We start from the raw sequence: 18999 nt of genomic DNA, 5'->3' as shown, positions 1-18999 counted from the left end.
CGGCGGGAGATGGACCCCTGCCTTCGCATGGGTACGAATTCTGCTATAGGGCCGACCATGATCCGCAGCCTCCTCACCCGGCGCGCCGAATGGCCCGCGCGCATTCCCGATCCCGACGCGCTCCCGCCGCTGGGGCTGCTATGGCGCGAGGTGACGAGTCTGGCGCGCGCGCTGTGGGGCCGCATCCGCCCGATGCCGCCCGAACCCAATCCCGACAGCGACCATCCGCCGGTGATGGTTCTGCCGGGCTTCCTGTCGGGCGACTGGGCGACCAAGGCGCTGCGCGCCGATCTGCGCCGTGCCGGATTTCGCTGCTACGCTTGGGGCCTCGGTTTCAACCGCGGCGCGACCCCTGACATCATTGAACGTATCGACACCCGCGTCCAATGGATCATCGACCGTACCGGCCACGCCCCCGCGCTGGTCGGCTGGAGCCTCGGCGGCATTTACGCGCGCGAATATGCCAAGCATCATCCGGGCAAGGTCGCGCGCGTCGTCACCCTGGGCTCGCCCTTCTCGGGCAGCCGCCGCGCTAACCGTGCCTGGCGGCTCTACCATCTTGTCGCGCGCCACCCGGTCGACAACCCCCCGATCGATTTCCACCCTGCCCCGCGCCCCGAAATGCCGACCTTCGCTTTATGGTCCGCATCCGACGGCGTCGTCGCGGTGAATAGCGCGCGCGGCCGGCCCGAAGAGAGCGACCGCCAGTTCGAAGTCGATTGCGGCCATATGGGCTTTGCCTATGCGCCCACGTCGGTGGCGGCCATTGCGAAGGCGCTGAAGGAAGAGGTGGCGCGCCCGGACTGATCAGCACACGTCGATCCCCGGGCCAGCGCGCCATTTCATCACCCGCCGTCCGGGGCGCCGCCCCGCCTGCCCCGTCGCCAGAAAGCCGATCCGGCGCAACAGCGCGCGCGAGCGTTCATTGTCCGGATGGCATTCGGCAATGATTGCGGCGCCCGGGCGCGACGCCGCAATCTCGCGCACGACCGCATCGACCGCCTCGGTTGCCAGTCCCTGCCCGCGCGCGGCTGCTGCAAACCAGTAACCGACCTCGACCGCGCGCGCGTCGCGCCGGTGAACCCCAATCACGCCCTGCAGCCGTCCCTCGCGGCGATCCCGCACCGCGTGAAACACGTCGCCGCCGCCCGATCCCGCGATCAACGCGCGGGCGTCAGCCGCGGTAAACGGCGCGGGCAGGAAATCCACCTGATCGGTAACCGAAGCGTCGGTGATCGCGGCCAGCGCGGCGGCGTCATCGGCGTGCAGCGGCGCGATGCGGCACCGCGCGGTGGAGAGGGCAAGTAAAGTGTCGGTCATGTCGCGGCTTCTTTAAAAATGCGCGCCGTACCCGGGTGATCGTGGTGTGATGATGTGATGACAACCATTCGCCTTCCGGACACGGCGGCGATGGTCAAAGGTGATGCCATGCCGCTCCTAGATAAAGGAGCGCCAATACGCCTTGAATCTGGTGGATCGGTCGTTGGTCATCGCGGGCTTGGCTAATCGCTTCGGTCCCAACGGTCAATACGGGTCGCAACCGGCGTCGAGCAATTCTACGCGACGTTCACTTGGCGCGGTTGGGTCGCCCACGCCTGAACCAAAGCCGATTCCGCTCTTGCCTCTCCAGGTTATACAATATATTGCGCAATACATTGTATAACTGAGTCGCAGGTGAAGATTGATGCTTCCAATGAAAAAATTCGGGTCGGCCGCAATTGTCGCGGCAACGTGGTTGCTAGGCGTCGGCGCGACCGGCGAGGCCCCGCTCACGGCCGCCGACCGGCAGCGGGTGGTCGAGCAGCTGGGCCAGACATTGGAGACCAATTATGTCTTTGCCGACAAGGCCAAGACACTTGCTGCGACGCTCCGCGCCCACCTCGAAAAGGGCGACTATGACGGCGCGCAGGACAATGACGCGCTGGCGCAGGCGCTGACCAAGGATCTGCTCGCAGCCAGCAACGACCTGCATTTTTTCGTCGGCGTCGATCCCGCCTTTGCCGCCGACTATGCCGCCCGGAAAGACCCCGCGCGCGCCGCCGAATTGCGCGAAACCGATCGGCGCGACGAAGCACGGAAAAACTTCGGCTTTACCGACCTCCGCCGCTTGGAAGGCAATGTCGCCTATGTCGGGATGTCGCATTTCGCCGACCCCCAACTCGCATATGATGCCGCCAGCGCAGCGATGCGCTTTATCGAGAATAGCGACGCGGTCATCTATGACATGCGGTATAACAATGGCGGCTATCTCGAAATGGCGCAGCTGCTCGCCAGCCAGCTTTTCCGCGCCGACAAGGATCAGGAGCTGTTCGATTATTATTACACCGAAGAGGGCCGCCGCGTCGCCCGCAGCCAGTGGGTACTCCCTGCCATCCCGGCAAAGCGCCTGACCGGCAAGCCCGTCTATGTCCTAACCTCATCGACCAGCTTTTCGGCGGCCGAATGGTTCGGCTATTCGCTGCAAAAGCTCGGCCGCGCGACGCTGGTCGGCGAGCAGACCGCGGGCGGCGCGCACCCGGTCGACCGCAAGCCGGTGGACACCGACTTTTTCGTCCAAGTGCCGATCGGCCAAATCCGCGACCCCGTCGATCGCGGCGATTTCGAAGGACGTGGCGTCACTCCCGATTATGTCGTCACCTCCGCCGACGCCTTGGTCGTCGCGCATCGTCTGGCGCTGGCCGACATGGCAAAATCCGACACCGCGAAACAGGCCGACGCCGCGTGGTTCGCACCATTACTCGCCGCTTGCGCCAAGGCGGTCCAGCTCACCCTCGCCGGCCTGGAGGCGATCGCGGGCCGCTACGAAGGCCGGCAGATCGCTGTCGTTGACGGCAAGCTGCTCTACACCTGGCGCGAGCGTTTTCGTGCCACGCTGGCGCCGCTCGGCAATGACCTGTTCGCGGTCGAGGGCGTCGCCGATTTCCGCTTCCGTGTTGTGCGCAAGGCAGGCAAGGTCGCTGCGCTCGAACGGATCAATCGCGATGGAACAACCGATAGCTATGCCCGCCTCGACTGACCCATCAACCAACCTCGACGACATCTCGTTTCTTGGACGGCTCAGCGAGGCATTGAGCCAGACGATCGAGGATCAGACGCGCGAGCTGTTCGATGCGGCGGGCATCGTCATCCCGGTGCGATCCTGCTCGCTGCTCACCGCACTGCGACAAGCGGGCGAGGCGTCGGCGGCCGAGCTGGCGCGAGCGCTGGGTCAGTCGCACCAGCTGGTGATCCAGAAATGCCCGGCGCTGATCCGCCTCGGCCTGATGACCCAGCATCCCGATCCCGCCGACGCGCGCCGCAAGCTGTTTCGCCTGACCGAAAAGGGTCAGGCCCAAATGGCGATGCAGGACCGATATAGCGATGAAATATCCGACGTGTACCGGCGCCTCTTCGCAGAGACCGGCGACGTGCATGCGATGATATTGAGAACCTTGCGGGCGCTCAAAGAGCGGCCCCTTCGTGACCGGGCGGCAAAAATTCCCGTTAGTCGAGAAACGGAGCAACGACCTCCGCCGTCACCCTGAGCGGGCGCCCGCTCCCCTTGTCGAGCAGCGCCCACACCGTCCGCGCCCGCACATGCACTTTGCCATCGGCGCCGGTGAATTCCATGAAGCGGTCGAACTTGGCGCCCTGTGGCTTGTCAGCGACCCACGTCCGCGCGGTCACCGTTTCGCCGGGACCGAGGGCGCGCAGATAATCAATCTCATGCCGCACCACGACCCAGATATAGGCCTCCTTGTGCGATTGCGGGGCCGCGGCATCCCAATGACCGGTCGCGACCTGCTGGATCCACTGGACCCAGACGGCATTGTTGACATGGCCGAGTTCGTCGATGCTGTCGGGGGTGGCGGTGAGCGAGAGGGTGAAGGATTTCATGGGATGTGCCTAGCCTCTGCATTTGGAGACAAAAAAACTCATCATTGCGAGGAGCGGAGCAACGCGGCAATCCAGAGTCGCGTAAACCGGCCAGGATTTCTTAGCTTTGCTAGCAATGACGTAGTGGTTAGAGGCTAAGCCAGCTCCACCGTCGTCACCATATACCCCGCATCGCGCAGCGAGGCGACCAGGCTGTCGAGATGCCCCCGGTCGCGCGCTTCGCATTCGATGTCGGTGATCAGCCCCTTGGCGGGCAGCGTGGTAAAGATGCGCTGGTGATAGATTTCGATGATGTTGACCTGTTGCTCGTCAAACAGCTTCATCACCTTGAACAACGCGCCGGGGCGATCCTGCAAACGGATGCGAAGGCGCGCGATGCGGCCCGAGCGCGCGAGGTCGCGCAGAAGCACATTGGCGAGCAACCGCGTGTCGATGTTGCCGCCGCACAGCACCAGCCCGACCTTGCGCCCGGCAAACTCTTCAGGATGCGCAAGCAGCGCGGCGAGGCCCGCGGCACCCGCGCCCTCAACGACGGTCTTTTCGATCTGGAGTAGCAGGCTGACCGCGCGCTCCAGATGGCGTTCGGCGACCAGCACGATGTCGTCATTCAGCTCGGCGACGCGCTTGCGCGTATACTCGCCGGGTTCCTTGACCGCGATCCCCTCGGCCAGCGTGTCGCCCTCGCACGCCATGTCCACACCGTTGAGCTTGGCATACATCGACGGATAGAGTTCGGCCTGCACCCCGATCAAGCGGATGTCGGGATTGATCCCGCGCGCCGCGGTTCCCATACCGGTGAACAGCCCGCCGCCACCGATCGGGATGATCAGCGTGTCGATTTCGGGCACATCCTCGAGCATTTCGAGCGCCACCGTCCCCTGCCCTGCGGCGATATGTGGATGATCGAACGGGTGGACAAAGGTCAGCCCGCGCTCGACTTCGAGTTCACGGGCATGCGCATAGGCATCGTCATATTTTTCGCCGAACAGGACGATTTCGGCGCCGTGGCTGGCGGTCTGATACACCTTCACCTGCGGGGTGGTTTTCGGCATCACGATGGTAACCGGAACGCCCAGCCGCTTGCCATGATAGGCCAGCCCCTGCGCGTGATTGCCCGCCGATGCCGCAATAACGCCGCGGGCTCGTGCCACAGGGTCCATCAGCAACAGCGCATTAAGCGCGCCGCGTTCTTTATAGGCCGCGGTGAATTGCAGGTTTTCGAATTTCAGCCAGACTTCGGCGCCGACCATTTCGGACAGCGTCTGCGAATGCAGCGTCGGGGTACGCACGATCGCGCCGTCAATTCGCGCCGCCGCCGCGCGCACATCGTCGAGGGTGATCGCCGGCAAATCGGCAGCGGACAGGGTGGGTGCGGTCGTGCTCATGATGCCGCTCGCCCTAGCCTATCTGGCGCACCGCGCAAACCATGGTTATGAGCCTTGAGATGAACCAGGAAAAATTGCGCATCAGCTTCATCGGCACGGGCGTCATGGGCGGACCGATGGCGGGCCATCTTGCGAAAGCGGGCCATAACCTCACCGTGTATAACCGCACCCGCGCCAAGGCCGACGCCTGGGTCGCCGCGCACGGCGGCAAGGCCGCTGCGACCCCGGCGGAGGCCGCGCGCGATGCCGATGTTGTCCTGACCTGCGTCGGCAACGACGATGATCTGGCGCAGGTCACCCTTGGCCGCGACGGTGCGTTCCGGGCGATGGGCAAGGGCGCCTTGTTCATCGATCACACCACGGTGTCGGCGCGGATCGCGCGCCAGCTGTCGGTCGAAGCCGAAGGGCTCGGCATTCATAGCCTCGATGCCCCGGTATCGGGTGGCGAAGCGGGGGCGCAGAATGGCACCCTGTCGATCATGTGCGGCGGGACAAAATCCGCGTTCGCCGCCGCCGAGCCGGTGATGCAGGCCTATGCCGCGCGCATGGTCCATATCGGCGGCCCTGGCGCCGGGCAAACGACGAAGATGGTCAACCAGATCGCGATCGCCGGAGTGCTGCAAGGCCTGTCCGAAGCGCTGCGTTTTGCGCAGGCGTCCAAGCTTGACGCCGACAAGGTGTTCGAGGCGGTGTCGGGGGGCGCCGCGGCGAGCTGGCAGATGCTCAACCGCTGGGACACGATGGCCAGGGACGAGTTTGATTTCGGTTTTGCGGTCGACTGGATGCGCAAGGATCTGGGCCTCGCGCTCGACGAAGCGCGCTCGAACGGGGCGACGATCCCCGTCGCCGCAATCGTCGATCAATTTTATGCCGATGTGCAAAAGGCCGGACACGGTCGCCGCGACACCAGCTCGCTTATAACAAGGTTGCCGAAATGACCCGCGTCCTGCTGACCGCACTCGCGCTCACCCTCGCCGCCCCCGCGCACGCCGACACGCTCGTCGACAACGTCAACGGGATCACGCTCGACAAGGACGGCAAGCTGATCCGCTTCACCGGGCTCGTCATCGACAAGGACGGCAAGGTCAAGGAGCTGCTCGACCGCAAGGACAAGCGCCCCGAACGCCCCGATTTCAAGGAGGACGGCAAGGGCCGAACCCTGATCCCCGGCCTCATCGACGCGCACGGCCATGTCATGGGGCTGGGGTTCCAGCTGATGCTGCTCGACCTTAGCGAGACCAACAGCCTTGCCGAAGCGCAGGCCGCGATCCGCAAATATGCCGCCGACAATCCAGAAATGCCGTGGATCATCGGATCGGGCTGGAATCAGGAGAAATGGGGTCTGGGCCGCTTCCCCACCGCCGCTGACCTTGACGCCGCGGTGCCGAACCGCCCGGTGTGGCTCGAACGCGTCGACGGCCATGCGGGCTGGGCCAACACGGCCACCATGACCGCTGCGAAAGTCACCGCCGCCAGCAAGTCGCCCGACGGCGGCCGTATCGAAATGGTGGGCGGCAAGCCGAGCGGCGTGTTTGTCGATGCCGCAATGAGCCTGGTCGATAGCGCCAAACCCAAGCCGCTGGCGCGCGACCTCGACCGGGCGCTTTTTCTGGCGCAGCAGAAGCTGCTCGAACAGGGCGTGACCACGATCGCCGACATGGGGACATCGATCCTCGACTGGCAGGCATTTCGCCGCGCCGGGGACAAGAAACAGCTCGCGGTACGGATCCTGAGCTACGGCGGCGACATCGACAATATGGCGATGATCGCCGGGTCCGAACCGACGCCATGGCTGTACGACGACCGGCTGCGCATGGTGGGGGTCAAGCTCTATCTCGACGGCGCGCTCGGCTCGCGGGGCGCGTGGCTCAAGGCACCGTATAGTGATGCCACCGGTCAGACCGGCCTGCCGCTGCTCACCCCCGCGCAGCTCCGCAACAAGATGGTCCGCGCGTCGATGGACAAATTCCAGGTGACGATCCACGCGATCGGCGACGCCGCCAATGCCGAGGCGCTCGACGCGATTGCGGACCTTACCGCCGACCTGCCCGGCGAGCGCCGCTGGCGAATCGAACATGCGCAGGTGATCGACCCCGCCGACATCGCGCGCTTCGCCAGCCTGAAAGTTATTGCGTCGATGCAGCCGGTCCACCAGACGAGCGACCGGCTGATGGCCGAAGCGCGGCTCGGCCCCGAACGGTTGAACGGCGCCTACGCCTGGCGCAGCCTTCAGGCCGCGGGCGCCCGCATTGCTTTCGGTTCCGACGTGCCGGTCGAAAGCGCAAATCCGTTCGCTGGCCTCGCTGCGGCAATCTCGCGCACCGATGCCGCGGGCCAGCCATTCGGCGGCTGGCGCCCCGAAGAAGCGGTGAGCCGCGAGACCGCGCTCGACGGCTTCACCCGCACCGCGGCTTATGCGGGGTTCGCCGAGGATCGCATCGGCACGCTGATGCCAGGAATGCGCGCCGATTTCCTGATCGTCGAAACCGACCCGATGCTCGCCAGCCCCGACGAGATCCGCCGCATGACTCCGCTCGAAACCTGGATCGGTGGCTATCGCTATTACAAGAAAGAGGCGTCCGGTGGCGGGCGGTAAGACGCCCAGTCGCCGCGCGCTGCTGACGGGCCTTGCCGCGCTGCCCGTCGCAGCCGCCGCGGCCGCGGCCGAACGCCGTTCGAAGAAACGCAAACCCGCGAAGCCCAAGGTCCAGCATGTCGACGTCGCGATCATCGGCGCCGGGGTGTTCGGCGCCTGGACCGCCTGGCATCTGCTCCGCGCGGGCAAATCGGTGCGGCTGTTCGACGCCTACGGAGCCGGTCATGTCCGCGCGTCGTCGGGCGGCGAGAGCCGCGTCATCCGCATGGGTTATGGCGCCGACGCCATCTATTCGGAGATGGCGCGCCAATCTTTGCCCTATTGGAAGGCGCTCTCCGACACCGCCAGCGCGCCGATCTTTCATAACACCGGCGTGCTGTGGTTCGGACCGCAGGGTGATGCCTACACCGCGCAGTCGCTCGCGTGGTTGCAGGCGAACCGGGTTGGGCATGAGCATGGCGACGTCCGCTGGCTGCAAAACAAGTACCGCCAGATGCAATTTTACCAGGGCGAAACCGGCGTCCTCGAAACCGAAACCGGCGCGTTGATCGCCGGGCGCGGCGTACAGGAAGTGATCGCCGATGCGCAGATCACGGTCGAGCGCGTCGTCATGCCCGCACCCCTGCTGTCAAAACGGATAAAGCTTCACAGCCTGCCCGACGGCGGCACCGCCGACCATCTCGTCTATTCCCTCGGCCCCTGGCTCGCCGAACTCTTCCCGCAGCAGCTCATGAACAAGATCGTCGCGACGCGGCAGGAAGTCTATCATTTCGGCGCGCCGCAGGGCGACACGCGCTTCGCCCCGCCCGAGCTGCCGGTGTGGGCCGACAACAGCAACAATGGCATTTTTTACGGCATCCCCGATCTCGAGGGGGCGGGGTTCAAGATCGCGATCGATCGGCACGGCCCGGTGATCGATCCCGACACGATGGAACGGCAACTGACCCCGGCGGGGATTGCTGAGGCGCGGGCCTATATCGCCCGCCGCTTCCCAGCCCTCGCCTCAGCGCCGCTGATCGGCGGGCGCGTCTGCCAATATGAGAATAGCTCGAACGGCGACTATCTGATCGACCGCTTTCCGGGGCAGGAGCGCGTGTGGCTGGTCGGCGGCGGATCGGGGCATGGTTTCAAGAACGGACCCGCAGTGGGCAAGCGCGTGGCAGCGCATATCCTTGATCCGAAGCTGGCGATCGAACCGCGCTTCAGCTATGCGACCAAGGGGACGGTGGCGGCGCGAACCGTCTTCTAAATTCGTCATTGCGAGGAGCGAAGCGACGCGGCAATCCAGACCGTGCGTAAACCGCCCTGGATTGCTTCGCTTCGCTCGCAATGACGGGGTGAGAATGGGGCAAATATGAAACTCACCGACTGCCACAATATCGACGACTTCCGCGCGCTAGCAAAACGTCGCCTGCCTTGGCCGGTGTTCGATTATATCGACGGCGCTGCCGACGACGAAGTCACCCGCCGCCGGAACCGCGCCGCGTTCGACGACTGCGACCTCATCCCGCGCGTCCTCGCCGGGGTCGCAAGCGTCGACATGCGCACCACGCTGTTCGGGCGCGAAATGGCGATGCCGCTGTTCCTGTCACCCACCGCGCTCCAGCGGCTGTTCCACTGGCAGGGCGAGCGCGCCGTCCTCCGCGCCGCCGCCGACGCCGGGGCGATGGCGGGCATCTCCAGCCTTGCGACAATCAGCCTCGCCGAAGCGGGCGCGCTCACCGACGGCCCCAAGCTGTTCCAGCTCTATGTCCACAAGGACGAAGGCCTGAACCGCGCGATGCTCGACGCCGCGCACGAGGCGAAATTCGACGCCGTCGCGCTGACGGTCGATACGATCGTCGGCGGCAACCGCGAACGCTGCCTGCGCTCGGGCTTCACCTCGCCGCCGCGTTTCACCCCGGGCAATATGCTGAGCTACGCCGCCAAGCCCGGCTGGGGGCTCAACTATGTCTGCCGCGAGAAATTCAGTCTGCCCAACCTCGCGACGCATGTGTCCGAAGGGTCGAGCGTCCCCAAATCGGTCGCCGAATATTTCACCTCGATGCTCGACCAGAGCCTCGACTGGAAGCGCGCCGCGGCGATCCGCCAGCAATGGGACGGCCCCTTCTGCCTCAAAGGCATCGTTGCGGTTGAGGATGCCCGCCGCGCCGTGGAGATCGGCGCCACCGCGATCATGGTATCGAACCATGGCGGCCGCCAACTCGACGGCAGCCGCGCGCCGTTCGATGCGCTCACCGAAATCGTCGATGCCGTCGGCGACCGGATCGAGGTGATCTGCGATGGCGGCATCACCCGCGGAACGCATGTGCTCAAAGCGCTGTCGGTCGGCGCGAAGGCCTGTTCCGGCGGTCGCCTCTACCTCTACGCGCTCGCCGCGGCGGGCGAGGAAGGCGTGGCGCGCGCCATCGCGCTGCTGCGCGCCGAGATGGAGCGCGGGATGAAACTGATGGGGGCCAAGACGCTGTCGGATCTCGGCCCCCACACACTGCGCTGGCGGTAGCATGATCCTCCCTGCGGCGAAACCGTGGGGAGGGGGACCGCCGCGACGCGGTGGTGGAGGGGCGGCGACGGCAGCGCCAAAGCCGCTCGGTCAGGCATGCGGACTGCCACCTCCCCACCTCCCCATCGCAGCGCGACAGGGAGGATCAATCACACCGGGGGCAAAGCCTCATCCCTCTTCCCCAGCCCGCTCCAGTCGATGCTCCGCGTCATGTACATCACGCCGGCGAGGGCGAAGAACATCAGCACCGAACCGATCAGCAGCGAATAGGCCTCAAGATTGAGCAGCACATAAAGCAGCGCATACAGTCCGACCAGCATCGCAGCCAGGAACCGCGCGCGCTTCCAGCTTTTCAGCACCGCCGCGCTGTAAAAGGCCAGCAACCCGATGATCGCCGCCGACGCCAGCATATAGGCGAAGGTAAAGCCGATCACCTCGGCGAACGCCAGCAGCAGCACGAAGAACAGCACCAGTGCAATGCCGGTCAGCAGATATTCGGCCGGCGCCACCCGCGCCCCCGCGATGATGTCGAACATCAGGAAGGCGACGAAGGTAAAGCCAATGAACAGAAAGCCGTATTTGATCGCGCGATCGACCTGGCTATACAGGTCGACGGGTTCAATCAGGCTGATCGCCACGGCTTTGGCGGTCCCGCCCGACGCTTCACCCGCACTGCCATCGCTCGGCGCCGGAACGGCTACCGCGTCGACATAGGCGTCGCGCGGGCCATAGTTGGCCGTCACTGGCGGCGACAAATCGCCGGTCAGCACCTGCGCCTGTCCCAATGCCAGGTTCGGCACCGCATAGGTGGCCGTAAATCCGCTGGCCGTCACTCTGCGCTTCGCGGGGAGGAAATCGCCGCCGAAGCTCGGGTTCGGCCAACTCGACTTGACCGTCCAGCGCGTATCGACCCCGCGCGGGATCAGCTTGAAATCGCCCAGCCCGCGCACGCCGATCTTGTAATCGACCTTCAGCGGCGCCGCCGCGCTCCAGTCGACAAAGGCGAAGGTCCCCGAATTGCCGGTCGAGAGCAGCCCCTTTCCGGGCTGCAATGCGAGCTGCGTACCGTCGACCGCCACGCTATTGCCATCGACTAGCCCGCGCGCGTCGCTGACCCCCAACCGCACTTCGGCGCGATCGAGCATCAGCGCCTCGCGCGCGACGCCAAAGCGCGCAATGTCGGCGGGCAGCACGAAATCGGCGCTGCCCGAAATCTGGCTTTCGTATACGACCGTCTCGTAAATCGCCTTCTTGCGCTTTTCGGGCTTGATGACGACGTCGGCTGTATTGGCTTGCGGTGACAGGTAGAGGTTGCGGATCGTGTTCACCGTCCGCGTCACATCCTTGCCATTCTCGGTTACCGTGGTCATTTCCGTCGCACGATAGGGGATCACGATCACCGGTCCGGCGATCGTCTGTTGCCCGCCCCAGCCCTGCCCTATCGACGCCTGGGCAGTTTCGGCCTGCTGCTGGCGATCCCACAGCAGACCGTAGATCATGAGGAGCGGCACCATCAGCGCGACGGCGATCAGTACCGCGATTACCAGCTTGACGCCCGGACTCCGCTCGCTGCGCGCGGGCGGATTCGACGACGATACGGGGGGAACGGAAACGCTCTGAGAGGCTTGAGTCATGGGGGGAATACTCTCGCTGCTTCAACTGGTCGATGAATTTGCACGGTTCGTCGACGCGGTCAAGCGTGATGCGATGAGGCCCCCGCCTGTGCCACATGCACGAAAAAGGGGGCGGCCTCCCCCGAAGCCGCCCCCTTAACGCGTGGTCGCTGACCCGCTAGGCGATCAGAAAGAAAAGCCCAGCGTAAAGACCACGGTTGGATCGAACAGCGTGTCAATGGCTTTGACGCCCGACTTTTTGATGTCGGTATCAATATATTGCACGGTGAAAGTCGCGGGACCGGCGGCGAACGAGGCGCCGAGCATCCAGTCGAGATAATTGCCGCCGGGCGCCAGCGCGCCGAGCGATCCGTCGGTGTAACCAAGCGCGGCATTCAGCGTCACCGGCGTATCGGCAATGCCATAGCCAAGGCCAAGGTTCAGATAGATATTGTCGTTGCTGCCCAGCGAATTCTGATCGGGGGCATACGCCACAGTTCCGGTAGCCGAAACGGGGCCAAGGTCGTGCGACAGCTTGCCGACGACTTCGATATAGTCGCTGGGGCCGGCAAAGCTCTGGTTGCCGGGATAGACATAATAGATGGCACCGATATCGACCGAAGTCCCCGGCGCGATCTCGGTCGCGAAACCGGCATAGAGGTCGAGTTCATATTTGCCGTACAACGGGCTGTCGGGAAGCGTCGACCCCCACGCGCCCGCGTAAAAGCCGCTTTCGTGGCTTGCGGTCAGCGTCGACTGAAGGGCAACCTTTTCGTTCGACAGTGAAATGCCTCGGAAGCGATAGTCCGACACAACCGAAACGCCGCCCGAAAGCGAGACCGGACCGCTGGCTTCTTCTTGGGCGAAGGCAGGCGTCGACATCGCCGACGCGGCGAGCAGCATGCCGAAACACGCTTTGGTAAGAAACTTCATGGGTGATCCCCCTAGTAAAAAAAACGGATCGTCCCGGCCTGCTGTGCGCGTCCACGCCTCTTCGTGCGGGCCTGTGACGTCGAACGCGTTCGAAATTGCCGATTTTGCTGCAATGCACAAACAAAAATTGCGCGTGGTGCCGATTCAGCGTCAGAGTGTGTCTTTCGCGCAACAGCCGGGCCGAGCATGCTTGGCTTTGCCAATCGCCCGCCGGACCGCTAAAGAGCAGCGCATCCTCCCCTTTCGATCGAGCCCAAAACCCATGAGCGATCACAACCCCGGCCTGCGCCCCTGGCGCGACATCGCGCGGCGCACCAGCCGCCAGATCATGGTCGGCACTGTCCCGGTCGGCGGCGGCGCACCGATCACCGTCCAAACGATGACGAATACGCTGACCAGCGATGCGGTCGCGACGATCGACCAGATTCGCCGCTGCGAAGAGGCGGGTGCCGACCTGATCCGCGTGTCGTGCCCCGACACCGAATCGACCGCGGCGCTCGGCAAGATCGTTCGCGCCGCGCGCATCCCGATCATCGCCGACATCCACTTTCACTATAAGCGCGCGCTTGAAGCCGCAGATGCTGGCGCCGCCTGCCTGCGTATCAACCCCGGCAACATCGGATCTTCGGAGCGCGTCGGCGAAGTCGTCCGCGCCGCCAAGGCCAACGGTTGCGCGATCCGCATTGGCGTCAACGCGGGCAGCCTCGAAAAAGACCTGCTCGAGAAATATGGCGAGCCCTGCCCCGAGGCGCTCGTCGAAAGCGCGCTCGACCATATCAAGCTGCTACAGGACCATGATTTCCACGAGTATAAGGTCGCGGTGAAGGCCAGCGACGTCTTTCTCGCGGTCGCGGCCTATATGCAGCTCGCCGATGCGGTCGACTGTCCGCTCCATCTCGGCATCACCGAAGCGGGCGGGCTGATTGGCGGCACGGTCAAGAGCGCGCTCGGCATCGGCAACCTGCTCTGGGCCGGGATCGGAGATACAATCCGCGTCAGCCTCTCGGCCGAACCCGAAGAAGAAGTCCGCGTCGGTTACGAGATCCTGAAATCGCTGGGCCTGCGTACCCGCGGCGTGCGCGTCGTGTCCTGCCCCAGCTGTGCGCGCCAAGGCTTCGACGTCATCCGCACCGTTCAGGCGCTCGAAGAAGCGCTCAGCCACATCAAGACCCCGATGTCGCTCTCGGTCCTCGGCTGCGTCGTCAACGGCCCCGGCGAAGCGCGCGAAACCGACATCGGCATCACCGGCGGCGGCAATGGCAAGCATATGGTCTATCTGTCGGGGGTCACCGACCACCATGTCGCCGACGCCGACATGATCGGCCATATCGTCAAGCTGGTCGAAGCCAAGGCCGCCGAGATCGACGCGGGCAGTTCGGTCAGCATGGACGTCGCGCACGGCAAGGCGGCGTAGGCGCGCCTCCGCGGCCTATGCGCGGACCAGCGGCGCCAAACCGTCCATCACCGCGGTCAGCGCCAGCGCATTTTCGCGCTCCATCGCGCTATGCCCGGCGTTGGTGACGACATAAGACACCGGCTCCGTCCCCGCCGCGCGGAGCGCGGCGGCAAGCCGCGATGCCTGTGTCAACGGGCAGACTTCGTCGAAGCGGCCATGGACGATGTGGATCGGGACTGCCGCGAGCGTCGCGATATTGTCGAAGAAATGCCCCGCCGGAATGAACAGACTATTCGCAAAATAATGCGCCTCGATCTGCGCAAAACATAGCGCGAAATCGGCCTCACCGAATTTCCCGGTATCGGCGGCTTCGGGGATCATGTTCGAAATTACCCCCTCCCACAGCGACCACGTCACCGCCGCTTCCATTTGCCGCGCCTTTTCCGCCGCGCTGGCCGGCACCATGTCGAAAATAGCCTTGTAGGACGCCATGACATCGCCGCGCTCGGCGGGGGTCAGGACGTTCAGCAGCGCCGCCCATTCACCCGGATATTTGATATACGCCCCCGGCGCGGTCAGACCGTAGGGGTCGGCTTCCCATGTCACAGCATTTCCCTGATACAGATAGGCGAGATCTTCCGGCGCGCCCAGAAAGATGCCGCGCAGGATCAGGCTGGCGCAATGCGCGGGATGCGCGATCGCATAGGCCATCGCCAGCGTGCTGCCCCAGCTACCGCCAAACACATGCATTGGTTCTGCGATGCCCATATGCTCGCGCAACTTCTCGATATCGCCGATCAGGTCGGCGGTCGTGTTCTTGGCCAGCGCCGCCCCCGGTCCCGCCGACGCGACGTTGGGTTCGCTCTTGCCGCACCCGCGCTGGTCGAACAGGATGACACGATAGCGTAGGGGATCGAAAAAGCGCGCCATCGCCGGGGCGCACGCCCCGCCGGGGCCACCGTGCAGGAACATCACCGGTTCGCCCGCCGGATTGCCATATTCCTCCCAATAGATGCGGTGCGCGGGATCGACACCGACCTCCAGCCAGCCGAAATTCAGGCACGGCGGCTGCGGATAGACCCAATCGTCGCCGATCTTGCTGCTCGCCTGAAGCCGGGAAAAGTCCATCGCCGCTATCCTCGCTGCTACCGTGGGGGAAACAATGGCTTAACCGCCGCAGCCGCCATGTCCACCCGGCGAGCGAGATTATGCCGCATCGTGAAAGATCACCCCCAGCGTATGCCGCGCGCCCGAGCGGATTTCGCTCACCCCATGGCGCATCGCTACGCGGTAGTCGCCGCGGCTGCCCGCCATCGGCCGTTCGTTCACCGCGAACACCACCGCGTCTCCGTGACCCAGCGGTACCACCGCAGCGCGCGACTGCATCCGCGGCCGCTGCTCGGTCAGCACAAACTCACCGCCGGTAAAATCGGTCCCCGGCGCGGACAACAGGACCGCGACCTGCAACGGAAACACCTCGGCGCCATAAAGGTCGCGGTGCAGACAATTATAATTGCCTGGCCCATATTGTAGCAGCAGCGGCGTCGGCCGCACCTGCCCCGCCGCGTGGCACTGGCTCAGATAGTCGGCGTGTTCAGCCGGAAAGCGCTCATCCCGCCCCATTCGTTCGTGCCAGCGATTGGCGACCGGCGTCAGCCGCGCATAGAGCGCCCCGCGCAACCCCGCGACCAGTCGCGGCAAGGGATAGGCGAAATAGCGATATTCGCCGCGCCCAAACCCGTGCCGCGCCATCTGGACATGACTGCGGAACAGTTCTTCCAGCGGATAGAGCGCGGCGGTATCGTAGCACTCGGCGGCTGAGAGCAGCCGCGGCAGCACCGCCCACCCCTCGCGATCAAGCGCAGCGGCGATGGCGGTCCAGTCCAGGGCGGCGATGCGTGCGGCAACTTTGGTATCGTTCGTTTCGGTCATACCCGGCCCCTGCCACGCCGCCGCCCCGCTTCCGCCCCGTTTCTTGCGATCAAAGCGCACGCGCCCGTGGGCAACCAAAAAAAGGGCCGCCGAAGCAGCCCCTTTCCTTGTTCGATAAACCGAAGGCTTAGTCCTTCAGGAAGTCGGGCACATGGCCCTGGTCTTCCGGACCTTCGTTGCGTTCGCGGCGCGGGCCGCGTTCGCCACCGCCGTCACGGCGCGGACCACGGTCACCGCCGCCATCGCGACGCGGACCACGGTCGCCACGACCGCCACCGTCGCCGCGCGGGCCACGATCGCCGCCGTCACGGCGCGGACCGCGGGGACCGCGGTCGCCGCCTTCACGCGGCGGGCGGGTGTCTTCCAGCTCGGCGCCGGTTTCCTGATCGACGACGCGCATAGACAGGCGAACCTTGCCGCGCTGGTCGATCTCGAGCACCTTGACCTTAACTTCCTGGCCTTCGCTCAGGACGTCGGCGACCTTCTCGACGCGCTCGTTGGCGATTTCGCTGACGTGAACCAGGCCGTCCTTGCCGCCCATGAAATTCACGAACGCCCCGAAATCGACGAGATTGACGACTTTGCCGTCATAGATCTTGCCGACTTCGGCTTCTTCGACGATGCCCGAAATCCACTTACGCGCGGCTTCGATCTGCGCCGGATCGCTCGACGAAATCTTGATCAATCCTTCGTCGTCGATGTCGACCTTGGCGCCGGTGGTCGCGACGATCTCGCGGATCACCTTGCCGCCGGTGCCGATGATGTCGCGAATCTTCGCCTTGTCGATCTGCATCGTCTCGATTCGCGGGGCATAGTCGGACAGCTCGGTGCGAGCTTCGCCCAGCGCCTTCGCCATTTCGCCCAGGATGTGCGCGCGGCCTTCCTTCGCCTGGTTCAGAGCGGCTTCAAAGATCTCGCGCGTGATGCCCGCGATCTTGATGTCCATCTGCATCGTGGTGATGCCTTCGGACGTACCCGCCACCTTGAAGTCCATGTCGCCGAGGTGATCTTCATCGCCCAGGATGTCGGACAGGATCGCAAAATCCTTGCCTTCGAGGATCAGGCCCATCGCGATGCCCGAAACCGGGCGCTTCAGCGGCACGCCGGCGTCCATCATCGCGAGCGAACCGCCGCAAACCGACGCCATCGACGACGAGCCGTTCGACTCGGTGATGTCGCTGGTGATGCGGATCGTGTAGGGGAACTCGTCCTTCGTCGGCAGCACCGCGTGCAGCGCACGCCATGCCAGCTTGCCATGGCCGATGTCGCGGCGGCTCGGCGCCCCGAAACGACCGACTTCACCGACCGAATAGGGCGGGAAGTTATAGTGCAGCATGAAGTTCGAGTAGCTGAGGCCGTTGAGGCCGTCGATCATCTGCTCGCTGTCCTTGGTGCCCAGGGTACAGGTCGCGATCGTCTGCGTCTCGCCGCGCGTGAACAGCGCCGAGCCATGCGCGCGGGGCAGGAAGTGCGTTTCGGCAAGGATGGGACGAATCTGCGTCGTGGTGCGCCCGTCGATGCGCTTGCCGTCCTTGAGGATGGCGCCGCGCACGATTTCCGCTTCCAGCTTCTTCATCAGCTTGCCGGCGGCCATCTGGTCCTGCGGCGCGGCGTCGGCGAAAGCGGCCTTGGCAGCAGCGCGGGCCTCGTTCAGCGCGTTCGAGCGGGCCGATTTGTCGGTCAGCTTGTACGCGGCGGCGATGTCCTTGCCGATCAGCTTCTTCAGCTTGTCCTTGGCAGCGGTCAGGTCGGCCTGTTCGGCCATGTCCCAGGGATCCTTGGCGGCCTGTTCGGCCAGCTTCACGATCGCCTTGACCACATCCTTACACGCGTCGTGCGCGAACAGCACGGCGCCGAGCATGATCTCTTCCGACAGCTCATTGGCTTCGGATTCGACCATCATCACGGCGTCGTAAGTGGCGGCGACGACCAGATCGAGGTCGCCTTCGGCAACCTGCGCATCGGTCGGGTTCAGGATATATTCGCCATCGATATAACCGACGCGCGCGGCGCCGATCGGGCCCATGAAGGGCACGCCCGAAATGGTGAGCGCGGCCGAAGCGGCGACCATCGCCAGGATGTCGGGCTCGTTGTGACCGTCATAGCTCAGCACTTGGGCAATGACGTTGATTTCGTTGTAGAAACCTTCGGGGAACAGCGGACGGATCGGACGATCGGTCAAACGCGAAACCAAAGTTTCCTTTTCGGTCGCGCCGCGTTCGCGCTTAAAGAAGCCGCCGGGAATGCGGCCTGCGCCGGAATATTTTTCCTGATAGTGGACAGTCAGGGGGAAGAAGTCCTGCCCTTCCTTGACCGTCTTGGCGGCGGTGACCGCGGCCAGGACCATCGTTTCGCCGAGCGTCGCGACAACCGCGCCATCGGCCTGACGGGCAACCTTGCCCGTTTCGAGGGTCAGCGTTTCACCGCCCCACTCGATCGATACTTTTTTCACGTCAAACATGGAGTTTCCTTCGCCCGCCTGGCCCAATGCCGGGCGGGGCCTCTGATTCCGGGTAATCCGACCCGGGGCGGTGCGGGGCGTCTGTGGCCCCTATGGCGGTCCCGCCGAATGCGGGAGCGGCCCTGTGGTCCGGCGAATTTGCGCGGAGCCAATATGACAGCGGCCCCCGCAAACCCGGGCCGCCACAAAATATTACTAACGCAGCCCCCGCATCGCGATCAGTGCCAGAAATCCGCCCGCGGCCGTGTGTTTAAGGAATGAGAGGGGGCGGCGACGCGTGTTGAGCCTACTCCTCACGCCCCCC

The 18999-nt window shown here is 64.7% G+C and carries 16 protein-coding genes; 8 read left to right on the top strand and 8 right to left on the bottom strand.

The genetic code is table 11. The annotated features are described in order from the left end of the window. The first annotated feature begins 57 nt into the window (after positions 1-57). Positions 58-807 (top strand): alpha/beta fold hydrolase, encoded by a 750-nt coding sequence (locus tag K0M74_RS09180; protein ID WP_293970898.1) that lies wholly within the window; start codon positions 58-60, stop codon positions 805-807. Here the strand turns inward: K0M74_RS09180 and K0M74_RS09175 are convergent, their stop codons facing one another. Further along, positions 808-1320, bottom strand: coding sequence for a GNAT family N-acetyltransferase (locus tag K0M74_RS09175; protein WP_293970895.1), 513 nt, complete (start codon positions 1318-1320; stop codon positions 808-810). A gap of 373 nt (positions 1321-1693) precedes the next feature. On the opposite strand from K0M74_RS09175, the gene K0M74_RS09170 reads away from it, so the two are divergent. Further along, positions 1694-3016 carry a S41 family peptidase gene (locus K0M74_RS09170; protein ID WP_293970892.1) on the top strand — a complete coding sequence of 441 codons (1323 nt, stop codon included), beginning with the start codon at positions 1694-1696 and terminating at the stop codon, positions 3014-3016. After that, complete coding sequence (locus K0M74_RS09165) at positions 2982-3524, top strand: MarR family winged helix-turn-helix transcriptional regulator (RefSeq protein WP_293970889.1); 543 nt, start codon at positions 2982-2984, stop codon at positions 3522-3524. The genes K0M74_RS09170 and K0M74_RS09165 overlap by 35 nt, the downstream gene beginning before the upstream one ends. Here K0M74_RS09165 and K0M74_RS09160 read toward each other — a convergent pair. Next, positions 3484-3876: a thioesterase family protein gene (locus K0M74_RS09160; protein ID WP_293970886.1), complete on the bottom strand. Its 393-nt coding sequence runs from the start codon at positions 3874-3876 to the stop codon at positions 3484-3486. The genes K0M74_RS09165 and K0M74_RS09160 overlap by 41 nt on opposite strands. A 134-nt stretch (positions 3877-4010) precedes the next feature. Then, positions 4011-5261, bottom strand: coding sequence for a threonine ammonia-lyase (locus tag K0M74_RS09155; RefSeq protein WP_293970883.1), 1251 nt, complete (start codon positions 5259-5261; stop codon positions 4011-4013). A 59-nt stretch (positions 5262-5320) separates the two neighbouring features. On the opposite strand from K0M74_RS09155, the gene K0M74_RS09150 reads away from it, so the two are divergent. From K0M74_RS09150 to K0M74_RS09135, 4 genes are all read left to right on the top strand, one after another. After that, positions 5321-6199, top strand: coding sequence for an NAD(P)-dependent oxidoreductase (locus tag K0M74_RS09150; RefSeq protein ID WP_293970880.1), 879 nt, complete (start codon positions 5321-5323; stop codon positions 6197-6199). Continuing rightward, positions 6196-7857: an amidohydrolase gene (locus tag K0M74_RS09145; RefSeq protein ID WP_293970877.1), complete on the top strand. Its 1662-nt coding sequence runs from the start codon at positions 6196-6198 to the stop codon at positions 7855-7857. The genes K0M74_RS09150 and K0M74_RS09145 overlap by 4 nt, the downstream gene beginning before the upstream one ends. Next, positions 7844-9106, top strand: coding sequence for an FAD-dependent oxidoreductase (locus K0M74_RS09140; protein WP_293970874.1), 1263 nt, complete (start codon positions 7844-7846; stop codon positions 9104-9106). Before K0M74_RS09145 ends, K0M74_RS09140 begins: the two co-directional genes overlap by 14 nt. A 105-nt stretch (positions 9107-9211) precedes the next feature. Next, complete coding sequence (locus tag K0M74_RS09135; protein ID WP_293970870.1) at positions 9212-10360, top strand: alpha-hydroxy acid oxidase; 1149 nt, start codon at positions 9212-9214, stop codon at positions 10358-10360. A 149-nt stretch (positions 10361-10509) separates the two neighbouring features. Here the strand turns inward: K0M74_RS09135 and creD are convergent, their stop codons facing one another. Both creD and K0M74_RS09125 read right to left on the bottom strand, forming a co-directional pair. Next, positions 10510-11994 carry a cell envelope integrity protein CreD gene (creD, locus tag K0M74_RS09130; RefSeq protein WP_293970867.1) on the bottom strand — a complete coding sequence of 495 codons (1485 nt, stop codon included), beginning with the start codon at positions 11992-11994 and terminating at the stop codon, positions 10510-10512. Between the two features lie 165 nt (positions 11995-12159). Next, the gene (locus K0M74_RS09125; protein WP_293970864.1) at positions 12160-12906 is read right to left on the bottom strand and encodes a TorF family putative porin; all 747 of its coding nucleotides are present in this window, start codon (positions 12904-12906) and stop codon (positions 12160-12162) included. Between the two features lie 262 nt (positions 12907-13168). On the opposite strand from K0M74_RS09125, the gene ispG reads away from it, so the two are divergent. Next, positions 13169-14320 carry a flavodoxin-dependent (E)-4-hydroxy-3-methylbut-2-enyl-diphosphate synthase gene (gene ispG / locus K0M74_RS09120; RefSeq protein WP_293970861.1) on the top strand — a complete coding sequence of 384 codons (1152 nt, stop codon included), beginning with the start codon at positions 13169-13171 and terminating at the stop codon, positions 14318-14320. Between the two features lie 15 nt (positions 14321-14335). On the opposite strand, the gene pip is transcribed toward ispG, so the two are convergent. The 3 genes from pip to pnp all read right to left on the bottom strand — a co-directional run bounded on the left by pip (position 14336) and on the right by pnp (position 18695). Next, positions 14336-15430, bottom strand: coding sequence for a prolyl aminopeptidase (gene pip, locus K0M74_RS09115; protein ID WP_293970858.1), 1095 nt, complete (start codon positions 15428-15430; stop codon positions 14336-14338). A 78-nt stretch (positions 15431-15508) separates the two neighbouring features. After that, a complete protein-coding gene (locus K0M74_RS09110; protein WP_293970855.1) occupies positions 15509-16234 on the bottom strand; it encodes a 2OG-Fe(II) oxygenase in 726 nt (241 codons plus the stop codon). 127 nt (positions 16235-16361) lie between these two features. Continuing rightward, on the bottom strand, positions 16362-18695 hold the full coding sequence (pnp, locus tag K0M74_RS09105) for a polyribonucleotide nucleotidyltransferase (RefSeq protein ID WP_293970852.1): 2334 nt from the start codon (positions 18693-18695) through the stop codon (positions 16362-16364). Positions 18696-18999 lie beyond the last annotated feature (304 nt).

This window comes from Sphingopyxis sp., assembly GCF_019459305.1.
GTDB lineage: Bacteria > Pseudomonadota > Alphaproteobacteria > Sphingomonadales > Sphingomonadaceae > Sphingopyxis.
This window is presented reverse-complemented; position numbering and strand designations above follow the sequence as displayed.